19 protein-coding genes are annotated in these 18,759 nt (G+C 65.7%); 10 read left to right on the top strand and 9 right to left on the bottom strand.

All coding sequences use genetic code 11. The features are described from left to right. Window positions 1–12 precede the first annotated feature (12 nt). Genes pstC through phoB form a run of 5 tightly spaced genes read left to right on the top strand, consistent with a single transcriptional unit; the run spans window position 13 to window position 5,068 of the window. The gene (pstC, locus tag PRN20_RS06835) at window positions 13–1,482 is read left to right on the top strand and encodes a phosphate ABC transporter permease subunit PstC (RefSeq protein ID WP_273956487.1); all 1,470 of its coding nucleotides are present in this window, start codon (window positions 13–15) and stop codon (window positions 1,480–1,482) included. Continuing rightward, window positions 1,479–2,798, top strand: coding sequence for a phosphate ABC transporter permease PstA (pstA, locus tag PRN20_RS06830; RefSeq protein WP_273956486.1), 1,320 nt, complete (start codon window positions 1,479–1,481; stop codon window positions 2,796–2,798). Before pstC ends, pstA begins: the two co-directional genes overlap by 4 nt. 20 nt (window positions 2,799–2,818) lie before the next feature. Next, window positions 2,819–3,634, top strand: coding sequence for a phosphate ABC transporter ATP-binding protein PstB (gene pstB / locus PRN20_RS06825; protein WP_443112534.1), 816 nt, complete (start codon window positions 2,819–2,821; stop codon window positions 3,632–3,634). A 23-nt stretch (window positions 3,635–3,657) separates the two neighbouring features. Beyond that, window positions 3,658–4,356: a phosphate signaling complex protein PhoU gene (phoU, locus tag PRN20_RS06820; RefSeq protein WP_273956484.1), complete on the top strand. Its 699-nt coding sequence runs from the start codon at window positions 3,658–3,660 to the stop codon at window positions 4,354–4,356. A gap of 10 nt (window positions 4,357–4,366) precedes the next feature. Next, the gene (phoB, locus tag PRN20_RS06815; RefSeq protein WP_273956483.1) at window positions 4,367–5,068 is read left to right on the top strand and encodes a phosphate regulon transcriptional regulator PhoB; all 702 of its coding nucleotides are present in this window, start codon (window positions 4,367–4,369) and stop codon (window positions 5,066–5,068) included. Between the two features lie 88 nt (window positions 5,069–5,156). On the opposite strand, the gene PRN20_RS06810 is transcribed toward phoB, so the two are convergent. From PRN20_RS06810 to PRN20_RS06795, 4 genes are all read right to left on the bottom strand, one after another. Next, window positions 5,157–5,858 carry a methyltransferase family protein gene (locus PRN20_RS06810; RefSeq protein ID WP_273956482.1) on the bottom strand — a complete coding sequence of 234 codons (702 nt, stop codon included), beginning with the start codon at window positions 5,856–5,858 and terminating at the stop codon, window positions 5,157–5,159. 61 nt (window positions 5,859–5,919) lie between these two features. Beyond that, window positions 5,920–6,936 carry an Hsp33 family molecular chaperone gene (locus PRN20_RS06805; RefSeq protein WP_273956481.1) on the bottom strand — a complete coding sequence of 339 codons (1,017 nt, stop codon included), beginning with the start codon at window positions 6,934–6,936 and terminating at the stop codon, window positions 5,920–5,922. Between the two features lie 92 nt (window positions 6,937–7,028). Further along, entirely contained in the window at window positions 7,029–7,964 is a 936-nt protein-coding gene (gene argF, locus PRN20_RS06800) for an ornithine carbamoyltransferase (RefSeq protein WP_273956480.1), read from the bottom strand. 75 nt (window positions 7,965–8,039) lie between these two features. After that, on the bottom strand, window positions 8,040–9,236 hold the full coding sequence (locus PRN20_RS06795) for an aspartate aminotransferase family protein (protein WP_273956479.1): 1,197 nt from the start codon (window positions 9,234–9,236) through the stop codon (window positions 8,040–8,042). 382 nt (window positions 9,237–9,618) lie between these two features. On the opposite strand from PRN20_RS06795, the gene PRN20_RS06790 reads away from it, so the two are divergent. Beyond that, window positions 9,619–10,167, top strand: a complete 549-nt coding sequence (locus PRN20_RS06790) for a GcrA family cell cycle regulator (protein WP_273956478.1) — start codon at window positions 9,619–9,621, stop codon at window positions 10,165–10,167. 60 nt (window positions 10,168–10,227) lie between these two features. Continuing rightward, window positions 10,228–10,785 carry a DUF1697 domain-containing protein gene (locus PRN20_RS06785; protein ID WP_273956477.1) on the top strand — a complete coding sequence of 186 codons (558 nt, stop codon included), beginning with the start codon at window positions 10,228–10,230 and terminating at the stop codon, window positions 10,783–10,785. Window positions 10,786–10,789: 4 nt separating this feature from the next. Here the strand turns inward: PRN20_RS06785 and PRN20_RS06780 are convergent, their stop codons facing one another. The 5 genes from PRN20_RS06780 to PRN20_RS06760 all read right to left on the bottom strand — a co-directional run bounded on the left by PRN20_RS06780 (window position 10,790) and on the right by PRN20_RS06760 (window position 15,302). After that, window positions 10,790–11,161, bottom strand: coding sequence for a hypothetical protein (locus PRN20_RS06780; RefSeq protein WP_273956476.1), 372 nt, complete (start codon window positions 11,159–11,161; stop codon window positions 10,790–10,792). A 55-nt stretch (window positions 11,162–11,216) separates the two neighbouring features. Then, window positions 11,217–11,891: a dienelactone hydrolase family protein gene (locus PRN20_RS06775; RefSeq protein WP_273956475.1), complete on the bottom strand. Its 675-nt coding sequence runs from the start codon at window positions 11,889–11,891 to the stop codon at window positions 11,217–11,219. Window positions 11,892–11,946: 55 nt separating this feature from the next. After that, the gene (locus PRN20_RS06770) at window positions 11,947–12,987 is read right to left on the bottom strand and encodes an aldo/keto reductase (protein WP_273956474.1); all 1,041 of its coding nucleotides are present in this window, start codon (window positions 12,985–12,987) and stop codon (window positions 11,947–11,949) included. Further along, window positions 12,972–13,613, bottom strand: coding sequence for a ThuA domain-containing protein (locus PRN20_RS06765; RefSeq protein WP_273956473.1), 642 nt, complete (start codon window positions 13,611–13,613; stop codon window positions 12,972–12,974). Before PRN20_RS06765 ends, PRN20_RS06770 begins: the two co-directional genes overlap by 16 nt. 408 nt (window positions 13,614–14,021) lie before the next feature. Continuing rightward, a complete protein-coding gene (locus PRN20_RS06760) occupies window positions 14,022–15,302 on the bottom strand; it encodes an ATP-binding protein (RefSeq protein ID WP_273956472.1) in 1,281 nt (426 codons plus the stop codon). A gap of 97 nt (window positions 15,303–15,399) precedes the next feature. On the opposite strand from PRN20_RS06760, the gene ppk2 reads away from it, so the two are divergent. The 3 genes from ppk2 (at window position 15,400) to PRN20_RS06745 (ending at window position 18,734) form a co-directional block, all read left to right on the top strand. Beyond that, window positions 15,400–16,257, top strand: a complete 858-nt coding sequence (gene ppk2, locus PRN20_RS06755; protein WP_273956471.1) for a polyphosphate kinase 2 — start codon at window positions 15,400–15,402, stop codon at window positions 16,255–16,257. Window positions 16,258–16,381: 124 nt separating this feature from the next. Continuing rightward, a complete protein-coding gene (locus PRN20_RS06750) occupies window positions 16,382–17,218 on the top strand; it encodes an N-formylglutamate amidohydrolase (RefSeq protein ID WP_273956470.1) in 837 nt (278 codons plus the stop codon). Continuing rightward, on the top strand, window positions 17,211–18,734 hold the full coding sequence (locus PRN20_RS06745; protein ID WP_273956469.1) for an amino acid permease: 1,524 nt from the start codon (window positions 17,211–17,213) through the stop codon (window positions 18,732–18,734). Before PRN20_RS06750 ends, PRN20_RS06745 begins: the two co-directional genes overlap by 8 nt. Window positions 18,735–18,759 lie beyond the last annotated feature (25 nt).

The following is an 18,759-nucleotide window of genomic DNA, read 5'->3' as shown; positions in this document are numbered from 1 at the left end:
TGTGAGGCGTAGATGTCCGCAGGTTGGGTCGTTGCCATAGTTCTCGCCATCGGCGCAGTGGCGTACTTCTTTGCGGCCCAGCGCGCCCGGACGCAGCGCGACGGGGCAGATCGCCGCACTGAACAGGCGCACTCGCTGCCGACCTATCACGGCTGGCTGAGCTTCCTGCTCGCCACCCTTCCCGCCCTCATCGTCTTCCTCGTGCTGAGCTCGGTTTCCAGCGGCCTGCTCGAGAACCGCGTGCGCACCGAGGTCACCTCCCATGTCGGGGACAGCGCCGGGTCCAGCCTGCAGATCGGCATCGTGCACAATGCTGCCAACGCGCTGACGCGGCTTGGTCTTTCCGGGACCAACGTTCCCACCAGTTACGCCGCCCTGCGTGACATGGCTTCGTCCGCCGGCATCGTGCTGGCCCAGAGCGGCGAGGACTACATGGTCCCGCTCGCCGCGTCGGTGAACGAGGATGCCGGCGCCCACAGGCTGCTCATCCACGGCCTGACACTGGCCCTGGCGCTCGCCGGCGCCGCCTTCGCCTATTCCCGCATCCGGCTGCGCCTCAGGGCCCGCAACGAGGTCGAACGCATCGTCCTGTGGAGCCTGATTGCCGCCTCGAGCGTCGCAATTCTCACCACCGTCGGCATCGTGCTCTCGATGCTGGGCGAGACGATGCGGTTCTTCTCCGAGATCAACCCGCTCAACTTCTTCTTCGGCACCGTCTGGGATCCGCGCTTCGCAGCAGCGGGTTCGACTGGCGAGGAAGGCCAGTTCGGCCTCATCCCCCTGCTTTCGGGCACGCTCTACATCGCGCTGGTGTCGATGCTCTTCGCCGTGCCGGTCGGCCTGATGGCTGCCGTCTACATGGGTGAGTACGCCACGCCTCGCATCCGCTCCATCGTCAAGCCGCTGCTCGAGCTGCTCGCGGGCATTCCCACGATCGTCTACGGCATCTTCGCCGTAGTCACGCTTGGGCCCTTCCTGCGCGACCTGTCGGCGGCACTATCCGGCGGCTTTGCCTTCATCCAGTCGCAGTCGGTGTTCACGGCCGGCATCGTCATGGGCGTGATGCTCATCCCGGTGGTGTCGTCGCTCTCCGATGACGTGATCACCGCCGTGCCCCGCGCCATGCGCGACGGCTCCCTGGCGCTTGGCGCCACCCGTTCGGAAACGATCCGCCGGGTGATCCTGCCGGCGGCCCTCCCCGGCATCGTCGGCGCCCTGCTGCTGACCGCCTCGCGCGCCATTGGAGAGACCATGATCGTGGTGCTCGCGGCCGGTGTGGCGGCCCGCCTGACCATCAACCCGTTCGAGGCGATGACGACGATCACCGTCAAGATCGTCAACCAGCTGACCGGCGACCTCGAGTTCAACTCGCCGCAGACGCTGGTGGCCTTCGCCCTCGGGCTTACCCTGTTCGCCATCACCCTCGGCATGAACGTCTATGCGCTCTACATCGTGCGCAAGTACCGGGAGCAGTATGAATGACCGACGCTGCCTTGCCCCATAGCGCCGTCGAAGCCGACGCTCCCGCGCGCCGCGACTTCGGTCTGAAGCGCCGCCACGCCGCGGAACGCCGGTTCCGCCTGTACGGGATCGTGGCAATCTTCATCGGCCTGGGCTTCCTCGCGATCCTCCTCGTCTCGATCGTCAGCAAGGGCTACACCGCCTTCGTCCAGACCGCGATCACCGTGCCGGTGGAGTTCTCCGCCGACATCATCGACAAGGACAATGAGCGCGCCACCAACCCGCGCGTCCTCGTCTCGGCGAACTATCCGGTGGTCGCCCGAAATGCCGTCGCGAAGGCGCTGGGTGTCTCGCCCGACGACAAGGCGGCGATGCGCGAAGTGGCCAAGTTCGTCTCCGACGGCAACCGCGCCACGCTGCGCCAGATCGTGATGGAAGACCCCTCGGTCATCGGCACGACGCGCGACGTCACGCTCCTTGCTGCCGCCGACATCGACAGCGCCAACAAGGGGCAGATCGATCTGGCGGTGCCCCAGGACAAGCGCAAGGTTTCCGACCGGCAGATCGCCTGGCTCGACCAGCTCAAGGCCGAGGGCGCAATCTCGACCCCGTTCAACTGGGGCCTGTTGACCTTCGGCGCCTCCAGCCGTCCCGAGACGTCGGGCCTGGGCGTCGCGCTCGCCGGATCTCTCTACATGATGGCGATCGTGCTGCTCTGCGCGCTGCCCATCGGCGTCGCCGCCTCGATCTATCTCGAGGAGTTCGCCAAGAAAGACCGCTTCACGGACTTCATCGAGGTGAACATCAACAACCTCGCGGCGGTGCCTTCCATCGTCTTCGGCCTCCTCGGCCTCGCGGTCTTCATCAACTTCTTCGGCCTGCCGCGTTCGGCGCCGATCGTGGGCGGGCTCGTCCTGACGCTGATGACGCTGCCCACCATCATCATCGCCACGCGCGCCGCGCTCCGCTCGGTGCCGCCCTCGATCCGCACGGCCGCCCTCGGCGTCGGCGCCAGCAAGATGCAGATGGTGTTCGACCACGTGCTGCCGCTCGCGACGCCCGGTATCCTCACCGGCACGATCATCGGCCTCGCACGTGCGCTGGGCGAGACTGCGCCGCTGCTGCTCATCGGCATGGTGGCCTTCGTCGCCGATGCCCCGACCTCTCCGCTCAGTCCCGCGACGGCCCTCCCGGTCCAGATCTACATGTGGTCCAACGAGGCCGAGCGCGCCTTCGTCGAGCGCACCTCGGGCGCGATCATCGTGCTGCTCGCATTCCTTGCCATCATGAACATTGCTGCGATCCTGCTGCGCCGCCACTTCGAGCGCCGCTGGTAAGCCCCACCTGGATGAACGACATGTCCCTCGAAACCGTCGCCACCACTTCCGCCGCCCCGGTCACCGCACCGCGCAACGCCCCGCCCAAGATGCAGGGCGAGAAGGTGTGCGTGTTCTATGGCGCCAAGCAGGCCCTGTTCGATGTCGACCTCAAGATCGAGCAGTTCAGCGTCACTTCGCTGATCGGCCCCTCGGGTTGCGGCAAGTCCACGTTCCTGCGCTCGCTCAACCGGATGAACGACACCATCGACGGCTGCCGCGTCAGCGGCAAGATCACGCTCGACAAGGACGATATCTACGATCCCTCGATCGACGTGGTGGAGCTGCGTGCCCGCGTGGGCATGGTGTTCCAGAAGCCCAATCCGTTCCCCAAGTCGATCTACGAGAACGTCGCCTACGGCCCGCGCATCCACGGCATCGCGCGCAACAAGACCGACATGGACGAGATCGTCCATTCCTCGCTGCGCCGCGCCGGCCTGTGGAACGAGGTGAAGGATCGCCTCAACGAGCCCGGCACCGGCCTCTCGGGCGGCCAGCAGCAGCGCCTCTGCATCGCGCGCGCCATCGCCACGCGCCCCGAAGTGCTCCTGATGGACGAGCCCTGCTCGGCCCTCGACCCCATCGCGACTGCCGTGATCGAGGAACTGATCGACGAGCTGCGCGAGAACTTCACCATCGTCATCGTCACCCACTCCATGCAGCAGGCCGCCCGCGTCAGCCAGAAGACCGCGTTCTTCCACCTCGGTAAGCTCATCGAGGAAGGCAAGACCGAGGACATCTTCACCAATCCTCGGAACAAGCAGACGCAGGACTACATCACCGGCCGTATCGGCTGACCGCGACAAGGATCCGAACCACAATGGCCACGACGCTCAACGAGCACATCGTCACCTCCTACGAGGACGAGCTCACCAACCTCAACAAGGCCATCTCCGAGATGGGCGGCATGGTTGAGCAGGCGATCACCGAGTCGGCGGTCGCGCTCCTCCGGCTCGACCACCAGCAGGCCCAGAACGTGCGCGCCTTCGACAAGCGCATCGACGAGATGCAGCAGCGCATCAACGATGCCGCGGTCTCCATCATCGCGCGCCGCCAGCCGATGGCGGCGGACCTGCGCATGGTCGTCACCGCGATCCAGGTCGCCAACGACCTCGAGCGCACTGGCGACATGGCCAAGCAACTGGCAAAGCGTGCGCTGCAGATCGAGACGCTGGGTCTCGCGCCGAAGTTCTACAACGGTATCAAGCACCTCAAGGAGCTAGTAGCCCAGCAGCTGAAGTCGGCGCTCGACGCCTATCTCGGTCGCGACTCCAAGGCCGCGGTCGAGGTGTGCGGCCGCGACGACCAGGTCGATGCGCTCTACACCTCGCTGTTCCGCGAACTCCTTACCTACATGATGGAAGATCCGCGCAATATCACGCAGTGCACGCACCTGCTGTTCTGCGCCAAGAGCCTCGAGCGCGTCGGCGACCACGCGACCAACATCGCTGAAGCCGCCTACTACCTCGAGACCGGACGCCATCTCGGCGCCGAAGAACAGCAGCGCCAGCCCCGTTAAGGACTAGCCCATGAGCGCCACCATCCTCATCGTCGAGGACGAAGCCGACCTCGCCGTGCTGCTCCGCTACAACCTCGAAGCCGAGGGGTTCCGCGTCGCGACCGCCGCTTCGGGTGACGAGGCCGTGGAGCGTATTCGCGACGGCGTGCCGGACCTGATCCTGCTCGACTGGATGCTGCCCGGCCTCTCGGGCATCGAGCTCTGCCGCCGCTGGCGCGCCAAGGAAGAGACGGCGCGCACGCCGATCATCATGATCACCGCGCGCGGCGAAGAAGAGGAACGCGTCCGCGGCCTTGCCACCGGCGCCGACGACTATGTGGTGAAGCCCTTCTCGATCCCGGAACTGCTGGCCCGCATCAACGCCCTGCTCCGCCGCTCAAGCCCGCAGCTCGTCACGGCAGTCCTCAAGGCCGGCGACCTCGAACTCGACCGCACCAGCCACCGCGTCCGCCGCGGCGGACGGGAAGTGCATCTCGGCCCCACCGAGTACCGCCTGCTCGAGTACCTGATGCGCCACCCCGGCCGGGTCTACTCACGCGAGCAGCTGCTCGACGGCGTCTGGGGCAATGATGTCTATGTCGACGAGCGCACCGTCGACGTCCATGTCGGGCGCCTCCGCAAGGCCATCAACCGCCACCGCGACGCCGACCCCATCCGCACCGTCCGCGGCGCCGGCTACGCCTTCGACGAACGCTTCGCCGCAATGAACTGAGCGGCCATAGGGCTGTCGGATCTCCAGCGCGTAGAGAGATTGTCCGCGGGTCAAGCCCGCGGATGACGACGATGCGCGCGAGCCAGTATCACCAGATGCCGGGGATCCAGCGGAAGTGGACGCGCTGCATATAGGCGGCATAGCCCGGCAGCTCTTCGCGCAGGGTCTGCTCTTCCGCCAGGGTGCGGAGCGCGAGGGCGACGGCGCAGATCAGCGCCGGGATCAGCGCTACGCCCGAGCCGAGGGCGAGCGCCGTGCCGGCGGCGAGTGCCGTACCACCGACATATCCTGGGTGCCGCACGGTGGCGTAGGGGCCGTCGTCGATGACCCTGTGCCCCCGATCAGTCTGTATGCGCACCGTGAGTTCGAAGTGCCGGTTGACCCCCTGCGCCCACGCGGTCAGCCAGAAGCCGCCGAGGAAGGCGGCATAGCCGAGCCAGACAAAGCCGTCGTGGAGTTGAAGCCAGCCCAGGCGGAAATCCAGACCGGCGACCGGCAGGATGGCGGCAATGGAGGTGATCGTCACCACGACGAAGGCGAGGTCCCAGGGCTTGGTGCCCGGCTGGACCTTGCGCCGGATGGCGAACAGTTCGTGGTCCGTGCGCCAGACATAGACGATGGCTACGGCCATCGCCGCGAGGAAGACCGCCAGGTACCACCAGGCGCGCTGCCAGGCGAGCGTCCCTGCCGGTACGAACAGCAGCAGGGTCATGACGATGATGGTGAGGGCCAGCGAACCGAGGGCGCGATACTCGTCGGCCCCGAAGCCGTGATGGGTGGCGTCGCGCATGTCGACCTCCCGTAGCAGCGGGGATTTTACCTCCGCCGCTACGGGCAAGTCATATCAATTGCTAGTGCTGGTGCGAGTGGTCGGTGTCGTCGAACTCATGCGGCTTGAAGTGGTAGTCCGCGGAGCAGAACTCGCACACCACCTCGATCTCGCCATCGACGACCATCTCCTGCCGCTCTTCGGCAGTGAAGTTGTCGCGCAACATCGCTTCGATCCGTCCAGCCGAGCAGGTACAACGCTCCTCGAGCTCGATCGGCTCGAAGACACGGACGCCGGGTTCGTGGAACAGCCGGAACAGCAGCCGCTCGGCCGACAGGTCGGGATCGGCGAGTTCGTCGTCACCGACCGTCGAGAGCAGGGCCCGGGTGGTCGTCCACTTGTCGTCCTCGACAAAGTCCGGATCGGTCATGTCCGGGTTGTCGAAGTTGCCATCCCCCGGCAGATCGGGCATTGCCGACTGGCCGTGCGGGGGCAGAAACTGCACCAGTGCACCGCCGGCGCGCCATTGCGGACCGCCCGCGCCACGCACCGAATGCTGGGCAACGGCGAGGCGGACGAGCGTCGGGATCTGCTCGGACTGCTGGAAGTAGGCGTGCGCCACGTCCTCGAGCGAGCCGCCTTCGAGAGCGACGATGCCCTGATAGCGGTCCATATGGCTACCCTGGTCGACCGTCATCGCCAGGTGCCCCTTGCCGAGCAGCTGCGCCGGCGAGGTCTCGCCGCGCTGGATGGCGCTCATGATCGCATCAGCATCGAACCGGGCATAGCCGCGCAGCCCGTCCGGCGCATCGAGGTCCACGACGATGAGGTTTACCGGACCGTCGGTCTGCGTCTGCAGGATGAAGCGGCCCTCGAACTTCAGCGACGAGCCGATCAGCGCGGCCAGAACGACCGCTTCGCCGAGCAGGCGAGCCACCGGATCGGGATAGTTGTGGCGATTAAGGATGGCATCGAGTGCCGCCCCGAGGCGAACGACCCGGCCGCGGCTGTCCAGCCGGTCGAGGGTGAAGGGCACCACGACGTCGTCGCCCGACTCCGGGCGATCGAGGCCATAGGTGCTGAGCTCAGTCTGCGTCATCGTCAAAATCCGATCTCGCGGAGCAATACCGCTCCGCAGGGGGACCGGCTCCGCGCCTTATTCAATTGTGCGCATCAGAGTTGGCAGAACGGCTAGATGTTCTGCCGGTCCTGGCCCAGGGCCCAGCACAGGATTGCCTTCTGGGCGTGAAGCCGGTTCTCGGCTTCATCAAAGACCACCGATTGCGGCCCGTCTATGACCTCGTCGGTCACCTCGTCGCCGCGATGGGCCGGCAGGCAGTGCATGAACAGCGCGTCCTTGTCGGCCAAGGCCATCAATTGGGTATTCACCTGGTAGGGTTTCAAGGCCCGGCGACGCTCGGCGGCATCGGTATCGCCCATCGAGACCCAGGTATCGGTGATGATGAGGTTGGCATCCTTCACCGCTTCTTCCGGATCCTCGATCAGCCGGACGGCCTTGCCGGCCTTCTTGATATCGGAGAGCAGGTCCTTTTCGGGCGCATATTCCTCGGGCACGGCGATGGTCAGCTCAGCGCCGAACAGCTCGGCGGCGTTCACCCAGCTGGCGAGCACGTTGTTGCTGTCCCCGACCCAGGCAACCTTGGCGCCCTTGATGTTGCCGCGGTGTTCCTCGAACGTCATCACGTCGGCCATGACCTGGCACGGGTGGGCGCGACGCGTGAGGCCGTTGATGACGGGAACGGTCGCAGCCTCCGCCAGCTCGAGCAGGTCGGCATGGGTCAGGATGCGGATCATGATCGCATCGACATAACGCGACATGACACGGGCGGTGTCGGCCAGCGTCTCCTCGCGCGAAAGCTGCATTTCCTGGCCGGTCAGCATGATGGTCTCGCCGCCGAGCTGACGCATGCCGACGTCGAACGAGACGCGCGTCCGGGTGGACTGGCGCTCGAAGATCATGGCCAGGACCTTGTCCTTGAGCAGCTGCGGTCGGTCCCCCTTCTTCAGGCGGTCTTTCAGTTCGACGGCCTGGTTCAGCATGCCGCGAAGCGTCACGGCATCGAAGTCGTCGAGATTGAGGAAGTGCCTAGGTGGGGTGGCGGTCATCAGACCTCTCCTTTCGGAACGCGACTGGGCGGGAGCTGCTGTCCCCCGCCCTTCAGATCGCGTCCAGCAATTGGGTCAGGCGGTGGCCTTGGCGGCCTCGAACTCTTCGAAGACGGCGGCGAGCCGGCTCACTGCCTCTTCGATATCGGCCTCGGTGACGACGAGCGGCGGCAGAAGGCGCAGCACGTTCTCGTTAGCTGTCATGGCCAGGAGGTGATGCTCGTCGCGGAGCTTGGCCACGACGTCACGCACCGGCGAGGCGATACGGATGCCCGCGAGCAGGCCCCGGCCGCGCAGTTCCAGCACCTGGTCGGGGAAGCGCTGGGCGAGCTGCTGCAGGTGCCACTTCAGCCGCTGGCCGACCTTGTCGACCTGGTCGAAGAAGCCGGGGGCCAGCATGCGGTCGAGCACGGCGTTGCCCATGGCGCAGGCCAGCGGGTTGCCGCCGTAAGTCGAGCCGTGGGTACCGGGAACCATGGACTTGGCTACCTCGCCCTTGGCGAGGCAGGCGCCGAGCGGGAAGCCGGCGCCGATACCCTTGGCGACGGCCATGATGTCGGGCTCGATGCCGCTCCACTCATGGGCGAAGAACTTGCCCGTGCGGCCGTAGCCGGACTGCACTTCGTCGAGGATGAGCAGCATGCCGTGCTTGTCGCATAGCGCGCGCAGTCCGCGCATGAAGTCGGCGGTCATTTCGGTGCAGCCGCCCTCGCCCTGGACGGGCTCGAGGAGGATGGCGCAGGTCTGGGGGGTAATCGCCTTCTCGACCGCGGCGAGATCATTGGGATCGACATGCTTGAAGCCAGGCAGCGCCGGGCCGAAGCCTTCGAGATAGTGCTCGTTGCCGGCCGCGGCGATCATACCCATGGTGCGGCCGTGGAACGAGCCGGTGAAGGCGATGACCTCGTAGCGGTCCTTCTCGCCGTTGGCCCAGAAGTAGTGGCGCGCCGTCTTGACCGCACACTCCACAGCCTCGGTGCCCGAGTTGGTGAAGAAGCAGGCGTCGGCGAACGTGTTCTCGACCAGCCGCTGACCCAGCCGCTCCTGCTCGGGAATGGTGAAGGTGTTGGCCGTGTGCCAGACCTTCTCGGCCGCCGCCTTGAGCGAGGCCACCATGTGCGGATCGCCATGGCCGAGCGCGTTCACCGCGACGCCGGCGTGGAAATCGAGGTACTCGGTGCCATCCTGCGCGAACAATCGCACGCCCTCGCCCCGCTCAAAAGCGAGGTTGGACCGGGCATACGTGCCGTATAGCGCAGACATGTTTCGCACCTTTCAGGGCTCGGGGAAGGGACTGTTGCAAAAGCCCCACAGAAACCAAAAACGCGCTGCCATCGGGCGGCGCGTTGTGGGTATTTCCATATGCCTTTGTGGCGTGATGAAGTCAACGGAAACGGGCTTTCCCGGGGGCAAGTGGCTGATTTGACTCGGCTTCGGGGGCTGCCCGATTCCTGCCACGTTATCCCCGTGTAAAACGCCCCCTAGTCTTGCACCAGATTCCGCGACCCGTGTAGTATCAAGGTGTTGGGACACGATATCTCGTGTGGCGGACCCATCTGACCTACGATGTGTAGCGTACCAGGCTGTTGCACGAGCAACGGCACGGTCTTGGAGTCCGTCCACGCCTCAAAGGCGGTTAGGAGCATTTGATTTGATGGGCTGGACTGAAGAACGCGTCGAGCTGCTCAAGAAACTTTGGCTTGAGGGGCTCAGCGCCAGTCAGATCGCGGGCGTGCTGGGTGAAGGTGTTACCCGCAATGCAGTGATCGGCAAGGTACATCGGCTGAAGCTCTCGGGCCGCGCCAAGCCTGCCACGTCGACCCCGCGGGTCCGGAGCGCTCCGCGCCCGGCCGCCCGTCGCGTGTCGTCGCCGGCCAGCGCCTCGCGTTCGAGCGGTCTGGGCAGCGTCATGAAGGCTCGCAACACCATCAGCGCCGGCGCCATCCAGGGCGCAACCGCGCTCAAGGTGTCGGAAGAGTTCGCGGTGGAACTCGAGGTCACGCCGCAGGCAGCCGAGCTGTTCATCCCGGTCGAGCAGCGGCTGAGCCTGCTGCAGCTCAACGAGCACACCTGCAAGTGGCCGATCGGCGATCCGCTGACCCCCGACTTCTACTTCTGCGGCCAGCACTCCGACGAGGGCAAGCCGTACTGCGAGTTCCACTCGCGCCGGGCCTACCACCAGCTCGACAAGAAGAAGCGCTGATACAGCACTGGGAATGAAGAGGCCGGGAGCGATCCCGGCCTTCGTTTTTGGAGCAGCGGAATGACCGCCAAGACCACCTATCTAGCCCTGCTGCGCGGCATCAATGTCGGCGGCAAGAACAAGGTGCCGATGGCGGGGCTGAAGAAGCTGCTCGAGGAGATCGGGCTCGAGGACGTTTCGACCTACATCCAGAGCGGCAATGCCATGTTCCGCTCCAGCCTCGCCGCCAGGACCATCGCCCGGATGATCGAGGAAGGGCTTACGGCGACGTTCAAGCTGGACGACGCACTGGTCAAGGTGCTGGTGCTCAGCCGCGACCAGCTCAAGGCCGTGGTCGACAAGCGGCCGAAGGGCTTCGGCGACGAGCCGGACAAATTCCACAGCGACGCGATCTTCCTGATGGAGATCGACGGGGACGAGGCCCTCGCAGTGTTCAAGCCGCGCGACGGCGTGGACAAGGTGTGGCCCGGCGAGGGCGTCATCTACTCGCAGCGCCTCAGCGCCGAGCGCACCAAGAGCCGGCTCGGCCGCATCGTGGCGTCCCCTCTCTACAAGTCGATGACCATTCGCAGCTGGCAGACGACGCAAAAGCTGCTGGAGCTGCTCGGCGAGGACTGACGGCTCACGGGTGATGCCCACCTTCCCCCTTCAGCGCCGCGACTGCGGCGGCCAAGACTTCGTGCACGTCCTGCCGGGTGCCGTCCGGCATGGCGATGCGCACGCGCTGCACCGTGTGCTGGTTGTAGAGGCTGACCATGAAGTCCTCGACGCTGAGCTTGCCGTATTCGGCGATCGGCACCTCGACGGCCTCTGTGATCAGCTCCGTGCGACCGGTCACGAGGTCGAAGGCCTGGGCGAGGGCGGGATGGGCGGCGGCAAGCCCGGCCCGAAAAGCCAGGATGTCGCCGGCCGGTTCGGCCTTGGCCTCGAACAACCGGTCGGCGTAGGCATCGACCAGATGAGCGGCGAGCATCGCCTTCTTGCGCGACAGCATGGCCTGCCGCGCGTCGGCGACTGCCTCCTCGAGGTAGGCGAGGCGCCGCCGGAGGTCAGCCGAGGTGCTTATGGAAGAACTCCAGCGAGCGGGCCGAGGCCTTGGTGCAGGAGGCCTCGTCAAACTTGTCCGGACGGTCGCTGTTACAGAAGCCATGGTCGCCGTTGTAGACGTAGATGTCAGCCTCGGGGTGGCGGGACTTCAGCTGCTCGACCTGATCGAGGGGGATGCCCTGGTCCTTGTCGCCGAAGTGCATTTCGGTCGGCACCCGCGGGGTGAGGTCGATGTAGTTGGGCACACCTCCGCCGTAGTAGCCCGAGGCGGCCGAGAGGCCCGACAGGTTGCTCGCCGCGATCCAGCTGATGCGACCGCCGAAGCAATAGCCGGTGATGCCGACCTTGCCGCCTTCGGCAGCCGACTGGATGGCCGCCTCGACATCGAGCATCGCCGTGTCCATCGAGAACTGCTTCATGAGCGCGCCGATGACCTGGAATTGTTCAGGCGTGTAGTCGTTGCTCTCGTAGCCATAGTCGACGCGGTCGAACATGGCGGGCGCGATGGTGAGATAGCCATGGTGGGCCCAGCGATCGGCGACGCTGCGGATCCAGTTGCTGAGGCCCCAGACCTCCTGGATGAGCACAACGCCGCCGCGCACCTTGCCTTCCGGCCGGGCGCGGTAGGCGTTGAGGACGAAGCCGTCGGAGGCAGTCAGCTTGAAACGTTCACCCATGTCCTGGTTTTTCCTGGTTCTTCGGTTGCTGTAGCGTGAGTTCTCGCTGCGGGGATTACTCGAGGATCGGGGTCCGGGGCGACGGCGCCGCGGGATGCAGCAGCCCCTCGGCCCTGAGGTCGCTCCACAGCTCGTCCGGGATCGCCTTGTGGTATCCGGCCATGTTGTCGGTGAATTCTTCCGCCTTCGAGAAGCCCGGAATGATCGAGGTGATCGCAGGGTGCCCGAGCGGGAAGCTGAGCGCCGCGCGGATCAGCGTGGTGCCGGACCGATCCGTCAGCACCTTGATGCGGCGGGTCTTCTCGATCATCTCGGCGCTCGCCGGGGCATAATCGTAGGTCGCACCGGGGACCGGTCCGGTTGCGAGGATGCCGCTGTTGAGCGGAGCCCCGTCGACGATGGCGACGCCTTCGCGCTCGACCCGTGGCAGGAGGGTATCGATGACCTCCTGGTCGAGCAGGGTGTAGCGGTTGGCGAGAAGGAACACGTCGAAACGGGCGTGGTTCATCAGTTCGTCGATGATCGGCCACTCGTTGACGCCGGCGCCGATGGCTTTGACCGTGCCGGCGGCGCGCAACTCCTCAAGTGCCTTGATGCCGCCGCCCTCGAGCGCCTGTCGCATGGTCGCTTCGTGGTTGTCGCGCTGGCTGAACCAGCCGATATCGTGCAGGAACAGGATATCGATGCGCTCGAGGCCGAGCCGCTGCAGCGACATCTCGAAGCTCTTGATGACGCCGTCATAGGTGAAATCGAACACCGGGCGGAAGGGCATGGCACGCGGATCGCCGTGACGCTCCATCGCCCATTCGCGATCGGGGACGAGCAGGCGCCCCACCTTGCTCGAGAGCACGTATTCGTCGCGCGGCTTGTCGCGCAGGAAATCGCCGATGCGGCGCTCCGATAGGCCCTGGCCATAGAACGGCGCGGTGTCGAAGTAGCGGATGCCGGCATCCCAGGCCATCTGCAACAGCTGGTGCGCGGCCTGGTCAGAGGGTGCGCGCTTGACGTCGCCCAGTGGCGCGCCACCAAAACCGATGCGACTGATGGATACCCCCGTACTGCCGATGGGGCGCTTCTCGATCACCGGGCCGCCCATAGCAGCCCCCGGGTGAGGATGGTGCGTATCTCGGGCTTGTCAAGCTCGGCCGGCTTGTGGCCCAGCGCCGTGTAGAAGACACGGCCGTTGCCATAGGCGGACTTGTAGACCACCGGCATCTCGACGCCCTTCTTCCAGAAGGCATGCTCGCCGCTGAAGGTCGTCGTCGCCAGCACCTCAACCGTGGGGTCGACATGCATGTAGTACTGCTCCGAGGTGTGCTCGAAGCTGCCGATCCCGGCCATGATCGGATCGCTCGTCACCTTCGGATCGACCCTGTACGTGATGATGTCACCCGGATGGGTGGCGAAGGTGGAGCCGCCAAGGAAGCGCATGCGCGGGTTGCCCGGGAAGGTGGTCGCGAGGGCATGGTGGAAGCCGGCAAGGCCGGTACCGGCTTCGATGGCCGAGCAGAAGCGGATGGAGTGCTCGCGATCGAGCTCGCCGCCGGTGATCTGGGGGACGATCAGGTCGAACGCGCCCACTCCGTCGGCGCCGAGCGCCGTGTAGTCATCAGTGACCGTGACCTTGAAATTCTCTGCCTCGAGGATCTCACGAACGACATGAGCCCCCTTCTCGGGCTCGTGCAACTCGAGCCCGCCCCACACGACCAACGCTGACTTCATTATTCCTCTTCCCGCCGAGAGCCGGCGCCGGAGTTCAACAAATGCACCCGATCGGAGCAAGGGGCAATCGGGAGGGTGGTGGGGTGACGCGGGCGAGGGCATGGGACCCGATAGTTGGGGCCGTAATCACTCGACAGACACCGCATGACCACGGTTGTCATCCCTGCGAAGGCAGGGATACACCTCTCCGCCGGCGTTGGCTCCGCGTTAGGTCCCTGCTTTCGCAGGGATGACAGCCGGGGAACGATGGGCGAGCCGCGCCATCGCGGGGCTCCCCGGGTCAAGCCGGCAGATGACGGTGGGGAGGGGCTTGCCGGTGCGCGGCTGATGCCACTCTATGAGCATCAAATGCCGTCATCCGCGGGCTTGACCGGCGGACCCATCTCGCCACGCGCTGGGCTGGCCATCCTACTTGCGCAGCAGGACGTCGACGCGGGTGCCCTGGCCGGGTTGGCTGCTGATGGAGAGCTGGCCGCGGTGGCGGGTGACGATGTGCTTGACGATGGCGAGGCCGAGGCCGGTGCCCTTCTTCTTGCGGCTCGATTCCGCATCGACGCGGTAAAAGCGCTCGGTGAGGCGCGGCACGTGCTCGGACGCGACGCCTGCGCCGTGATCGACGATCGAGACGAGCGCGTCGAAGCCGGGGCGGCCGTGGTCGGCCGAGAGCGTGATCTCGATGGTATCGCCGTCGGCGCCATACTTGATGGCGTTGTCGATGAGGTTCTCGAACACCTCGTAAAGCTCGTCGCGGTCGCCGCTGACCGTCACCGGCGCCTCGGGCACCTTGACGTCAAGCTGCGTGCCGGAATCCTCGGCAAGCTTGCTGAGGCCTTCTGCTACCTCGCGCAGCAGCCCGCCGAGTTCTACCGGCGCCGTGGGCCTCATGTGCTGGTGCATCTCGATGCGGCTCAGCGACAGCAGGTCCTCGATGAGCTTGGCCATGCGGGCGGCCTGGCCGCGCATGAGGCCAAGGAAGCGCTCGCGGGCCTCCTTGTCGTTGGCTGCGGGGCCGAGCAGCGTATCGATGAACCCGACCAGCGAGGTCAGCGGCGTGCGCAGCTCATGGCTGGCATTGGCGATGAAATCGGTGCGCAGCGACTCTAGGCGCTTGGCCTCGGTGAGGCTCTGGAGGGTGATGACGAGCACGCCGTCGTTGAGCGGATCGCCCGGGGCAAGCGGCGCGATCGTGGCCTTGTACCAGGTCTCGGTCGGCACGGTCTGGTGCATCTCGATGGTCTGCGCGGCACCGAGCCGGGCGGCCTCGATGGCCGAGATCAGCTGGGGCGAGCGCAGGGTGAAGGCGATCGGGCTGCCGGGCGACACGCCTGGGAAATGGCGGGCTGCGGCCGGGTTGACGTGCACGATCACGCTGCGGGCATCGACGACGATGGACGGATCGGGCAATGCGTCGGCGAAATGGCGCACGGCGTCGGCGAAGGCCAGTTCGCTGCGTCCTCCGGCCGCCGAGAGACCGGAGGCGGAATCGGTGGTTTCGGGGACCACCGCGGCGATGGCGACGACGCCGGCATAGGCCAGCGCGGCGAGCCAGAAATCGAGGACGTTCGAGCCGGCGAGCACCATGAATACCAGGGCCACGGCCAGCAGCAGCAGCAGGCGCCCATAGAGGCGATTGCGCAGGGTTTCGAGCCAGATGGAGCCGCCCGTCCGGCGCTCAGCTTGGTCCACCATGAATCCTTCTCCGGCGCGCCGACGATTCGGCTCGCCTTGCCAGACCGGGGTGTTCATAACACGGTTGTGACATGGCTATGACAGATGGAGCGGGTGAATGTCCGATGCACTTGAGAAGTTCGACCTGGAGGATCCGGTCCTGCCCCGCTCCATCAAGAAGAAGGCGCTGACCTCGGGCGGCTTCCCCTATGACGAAAAAATCGACGACGACGAGTACGAGGTCGAAATGCTGGACGTGCAGCGCCAGCTGGCGCTGCTGCAGCATGACCAGGCCAAGACCGGAAAGCGCATCGTGATCGTGTTCGAAGGCCGTGACGCCGCCGGCAAGGGCGGTTCGATCGCGGCCTATCTCGAGAACCTCAACCCGCGCTTCAACACTGACGTAGCCCTAACCAAACCGACTGACCGGGAACGCACGCAATGGTATTTCCAGCGCTATGTCGACTGGATGCCGGCGGCGGGTGAACAGGTGCTGTTCGACCGCAGCTGGTACAACCGGGCGGGCGTCGAGCCGGTGATGGGGTTCTGCACGCCCGAGGAGACGGACAAGTTCCTCGACGAGGTGCCGGACTTCGAGAGGATGCTGGTCAAGGACGGCATCCACCTGTTCAAGTTCTGGCTGACCATAGGCAGGGAGATGCAGCTCAAGCGCTTCCACGACCGCCGGCACGACCCCCTCAAGATCTGGAAGCTCTCGCCCGTCGACCTCGAGGCGCTGAAGCGCTTCGACGACTATTCCAAGGCGCGCAACCGCATGTTCGAAGCGAGCCACACCGAGCATGCGCCCTGGCACGTGGTCTTCAACAACGACAAGAAGCGCGGGCGGCTGGGCATCATCCGCACGGTGCTGCACACGCTGGACTACGAGGGCAAAGACGAGAAACTGATCGGGGAAGTCGATGGCAAGATCGTCGTCGGGGCAAAGCAGTTCCTCGGTACTCACAGCCAGTTGTAGCGGCAGGATTGACCAATCGGTCAAAACCCCGTCAACTGGCTGTTAACGATCACTCCGGAGGCGGGGGGGATCGAACAAGCCGGGACGAGGCCTTGGGGGCCCGGAACGTTCCGCAGGGGTCAGTATGGTGGGGCACCAATACGACTTGGGCCGTGAGGCCAGCGTCGTGCCGCCAGTGCTGGTATTCAATGTCACGGGGCGCTCGCCCTTCGTGCTGGCCTGCGATCACGCCTCCAACCGCTTCCCCGACCGATTTGGCGACCTCGGACTGACGCCGCACCAGCGCCTGATGCACATCGCATGGGATCCGGGCGCACTCGCCGTGGCGCTGCGGCTCAGCGACCTGCTCGATGCGCCACTCGTTGCCTCGACGGTCAGCCGGCTGGTGGTCGACTGCAACCGCCGGCCCGACGCGCCGGACCTCTGCCCCGCGATATCAGAGCGAACCGACATCCCCGGCAACCGCGGGATCGGCGCCAACGAGCGGGCGGAACGGATCGGAGCGTATCACACGCCCTTCCACGACTTGCTGGGCGAGGTGATCGAAACGCGGAAGGCGGGGGGACAGGCGCCGATCCTCGTCACGGTGCACTCGTTCACGCCGGTCTACAAGGATGTGCCGCGGCCCTGGCCGATCGGGCTGATCCACCCCCGGGACGAAGGTTTCACGGCGGCGCTGAGGGATGCGTTGATAGCGGACGGGCCGGAACTCGACGTGGGCTGGAACCAGCCCTACTCGGCGCTCAACGGCGTCACGTACACGCTCGAGCATCATGGCGACGGCCGCGGGATCGAATCTACCATGATCGAGATTCGCCACGACGAGATTCTCGAGACAGACGGGATCATCGGCTGGGCCGAACGGCTCGCCCGGTGTCTGCAGGCCGCGCATGGTTCGCGTGGCGGGGCAGCAAACTTCATTGAAAGACACGGCCAGTTCACAGGAGGGTTTGATGGCTGACGTACCTTCTACCGCCACAGGCACGCGGGCGGGTGGGGTGAAATACGCCACCCGCGACAAGAGCTATTTCGAAAAGCGCGGACTGCAGCGCTATGCCGGCATCTGGTCGCTGTGGGCGCTGGGGGTCGGCGCCGTGATCTCGGGCCATTTCTCGGGCTGGAACTTCGGCTTTGCCACCGGCGGCTGGGGCGGCATGCTGGTGGCCGGCATCATCATTGCCATCATGTACCTGGGGCTGACCTTCTCGATCGCCGAGATGAGCCCGGCGCTGCCGCATACGGGCGCAGCCTACTCGTTCGCGCGCAGCTCGATGGGGCCGTGGGGCGGCTTCGTCACCGGGCTGTTCGAGAACGTCGAGTATGTGCTGACGCCAGCGGTGATCTGTACGTTCATATCGGCCTATTTCGGCTCGATAACCGGGCTCGATACATCGCTCTATCCAGTGCTGTGGATCGTGTTCTACGCGATCTTCCTTGCGCTCAACATCTTCGGGGTGGCGCTGAGCTACAAGGTGACGCTGGCGGTGACGCTGATCTCGCTGGCGGGCCTGGCGTTCTTCTACATTAGCGCGTTCGGGCATATCGACTTCTCGCGCTGGGCGCTGAACATTGCGCCCGACGGCTCGGAGCTGCCGGAAGGCGGCGGTGAGCTGTTCCCCAAGGGCTTCGGCGGCGTGCTCGCCACCCTGCCCTTTGCGGTGTGGCTATTCCTCGCCATCGAGCAGGTGCCGCTGGCGGCAGAAGAGTCGGTCGATCCCAAGCGCGACATGCCGCGCGGCATCATGCTGGGCTTTGCGACGCTCGCCCTGTCGGCCTTCCTCGTCGTGTTCCTCAATCCCTCGATCGCCGGGGTCGGCTCCCATGCCCTCGGCTCGTCGCTGGAGCCGGCACTCGACGGTATCCGCGCCATGTTCCCGGACGTGTCCTGGGCAGCAGCGGCGTTCGGCGTGGTCGCCCTCGTGGGCCTCGTCGCCTCGTTCCACACCATCCTCTACGCACAGGGTCGGCAGGTCTATTCGCTGAGCCGCGCGGGCTACTTCCCGTCGGCGCTGTCGGAGACCCACGCCAAGTACAAGACCCCGCACCTCGCCATGATCTCGGGCGCCCTGCTCGGGCTCGGCGTGATGCTGGTGATCTGGTTCGCCAATGGCGGCGGCGGGCCCGGCGAAACGCAGCTGGGCGATGACATCATCGGCTCGGTGCTGCTCAACATGGCGGTGTTCGGCGCGATGCTGAGCTACATCGCGCAGGCGGTGAGCTTCATCATCCTCAGGCGAAACCTGCCCAACATCGAGCGGCCGTTCCGGAGCCCGGTGGGCGTTCCCGGTGCGGTGCTGACGATCATCATCGCGGCGGTGACGCTGTCCTACCAGGTCCAGGACCCGAACTTCTTCAAGGGCGTGATCTGGGTGATCGTCTGGTGCGCGGTCGGTATCGTCTATTTCGCGCTGGTCGGCCGCCACAAGCTCATCCTCTCACCCGAGGAAGAGTTCGCTCTCGAACACGCCAAGAAATAACGGGGCCACAAGGAGGTCGCGGTTC

It is taken from the genome of Devosia sp. ZB163 (genome assembly GCF_028613635.1).
Classification (GTDB): Bacteria; Pseudomonadota; Alphaproteobacteria; order Rhizobiales; family Devosiaceae; genus Devosia_A.
Note: the sequence above shows the minus strand (reverse complement) of the source record. Positions and strands in the feature narration are given on the sequence as shown.

Coding starts and splice junctions, on each gene's coding strand:
- pstC (WP_273956487.1), top strand. CDS start 13: ATGTCCGCAGGTTGGGTCGTTGCCATAGTTCTCGCCATCGGCGCAGTG.
- pstA (WP_273956486.1), top strand. CDS start 1,479: ATGACCGACGCTGCCTTGCCCCATAGCGCCGTCGAAGCCGACGCTCCC.
- pstB (WP_443112534.1), top strand. CDS start 2,819: ATGTCCCTCGAAACCGTCGCCACCACTTCCGCCGCCCCGGTCACCGCA.
- phoU (WP_273956484.1), top strand. CDS start 3,658: ATGGCCACGACGCTCAACGAGCACATCGTCACCTCCTACGAGGACGAG.
- phoB (WP_273956483.1), top strand. CDS start 4,367: ATGAGCGCCACCATCCTCATCGTCGAGGACGAAGCCGACCTCGCCGTG.
- PRN20_RS06810 (WP_273956482.1), bottom strand. CDS start 5,858: ATGCGCGACGCCACCCATCACGGCTTCGGGGCCGACGAGTATCGCGCC.
- PRN20_RS06805 (WP_273956481.1), bottom strand. CDS start 6,936: ATGACGCAGACTGAGCTCAGCACCTATGGCCTCGATCGCCCGGAGTCG.
- argF (WP_273956480.1), bottom strand. CDS start 7,964: ATGACCGCCACCCCACCTAGGCACTTCCTCAATCTCGACGACTTCGAT.
- PRN20_RS06790 (WP_273956478.1), top strand. CDS start 9,619: ATGGGCTGGACTGAAGAACGCGTCGAGCTGCTCAAGAAACTTTGGCTT.
- PRN20_RS06785 (WP_273956477.1), top strand. CDS start 10,228: ATGACCGCCAAGACCACCTATCTAGCCCTGCTGCGCGGCATCAATGTC.
- PRN20_RS06780 (WP_273956476.1), bottom strand. CDS start 11,161: ATGCTGTCGCGCAAGAAGGCGATGCTCGCCGCTCATCTGGTCGATGCC.
- PRN20_RS06775 (WP_273956475.1), bottom strand. CDS start 11,891: ATGGGTGAACGTTTCAAGCTGACTGCCTCCGACGGCTTCGTCCTCAAC.
- PRN20_RS06770 (WP_273956474.1), bottom strand. CDS start 12,987: ATGGGCGGCCCGGTGATCGAGAAGCGCCCCATCGGCAGTACGGGGGTA.
- PRN20_RS06765 (WP_273956473.1), bottom strand. CDS start 13,613: ATGAAGTCAGCGTTGGTCGTGTGGGGCGGGCTCGAGTTGCACGAGCCC.
- PRN20_RS06760 (WP_273956472.1), bottom strand. CDS start 15,302: ATGGTGGACCAAGCTGAGCGCCGGACGGGCGGCTCCATCTGGCTCGAA.
- ppk2 (WP_273956471.1), top strand. CDS start 15,400: ATGTCCGATGCACTTGAGAAGTTCGACCTGGAGGATCCGGTCCTGCCC.
- PRN20_RS06750 (WP_273956470.1), top strand. CDS start 16,382: ATGGTGGGGCACCAATACGACTTGGGCCGTGAGGCCAGCGTCGTGCCG.
- PRN20_RS06745 (WP_273956469.1), top strand. CDS start 17,211: ATGGCTGACGTACCTTCTACCGCCACAGGCACGCGGGCGGGTGGGGTG.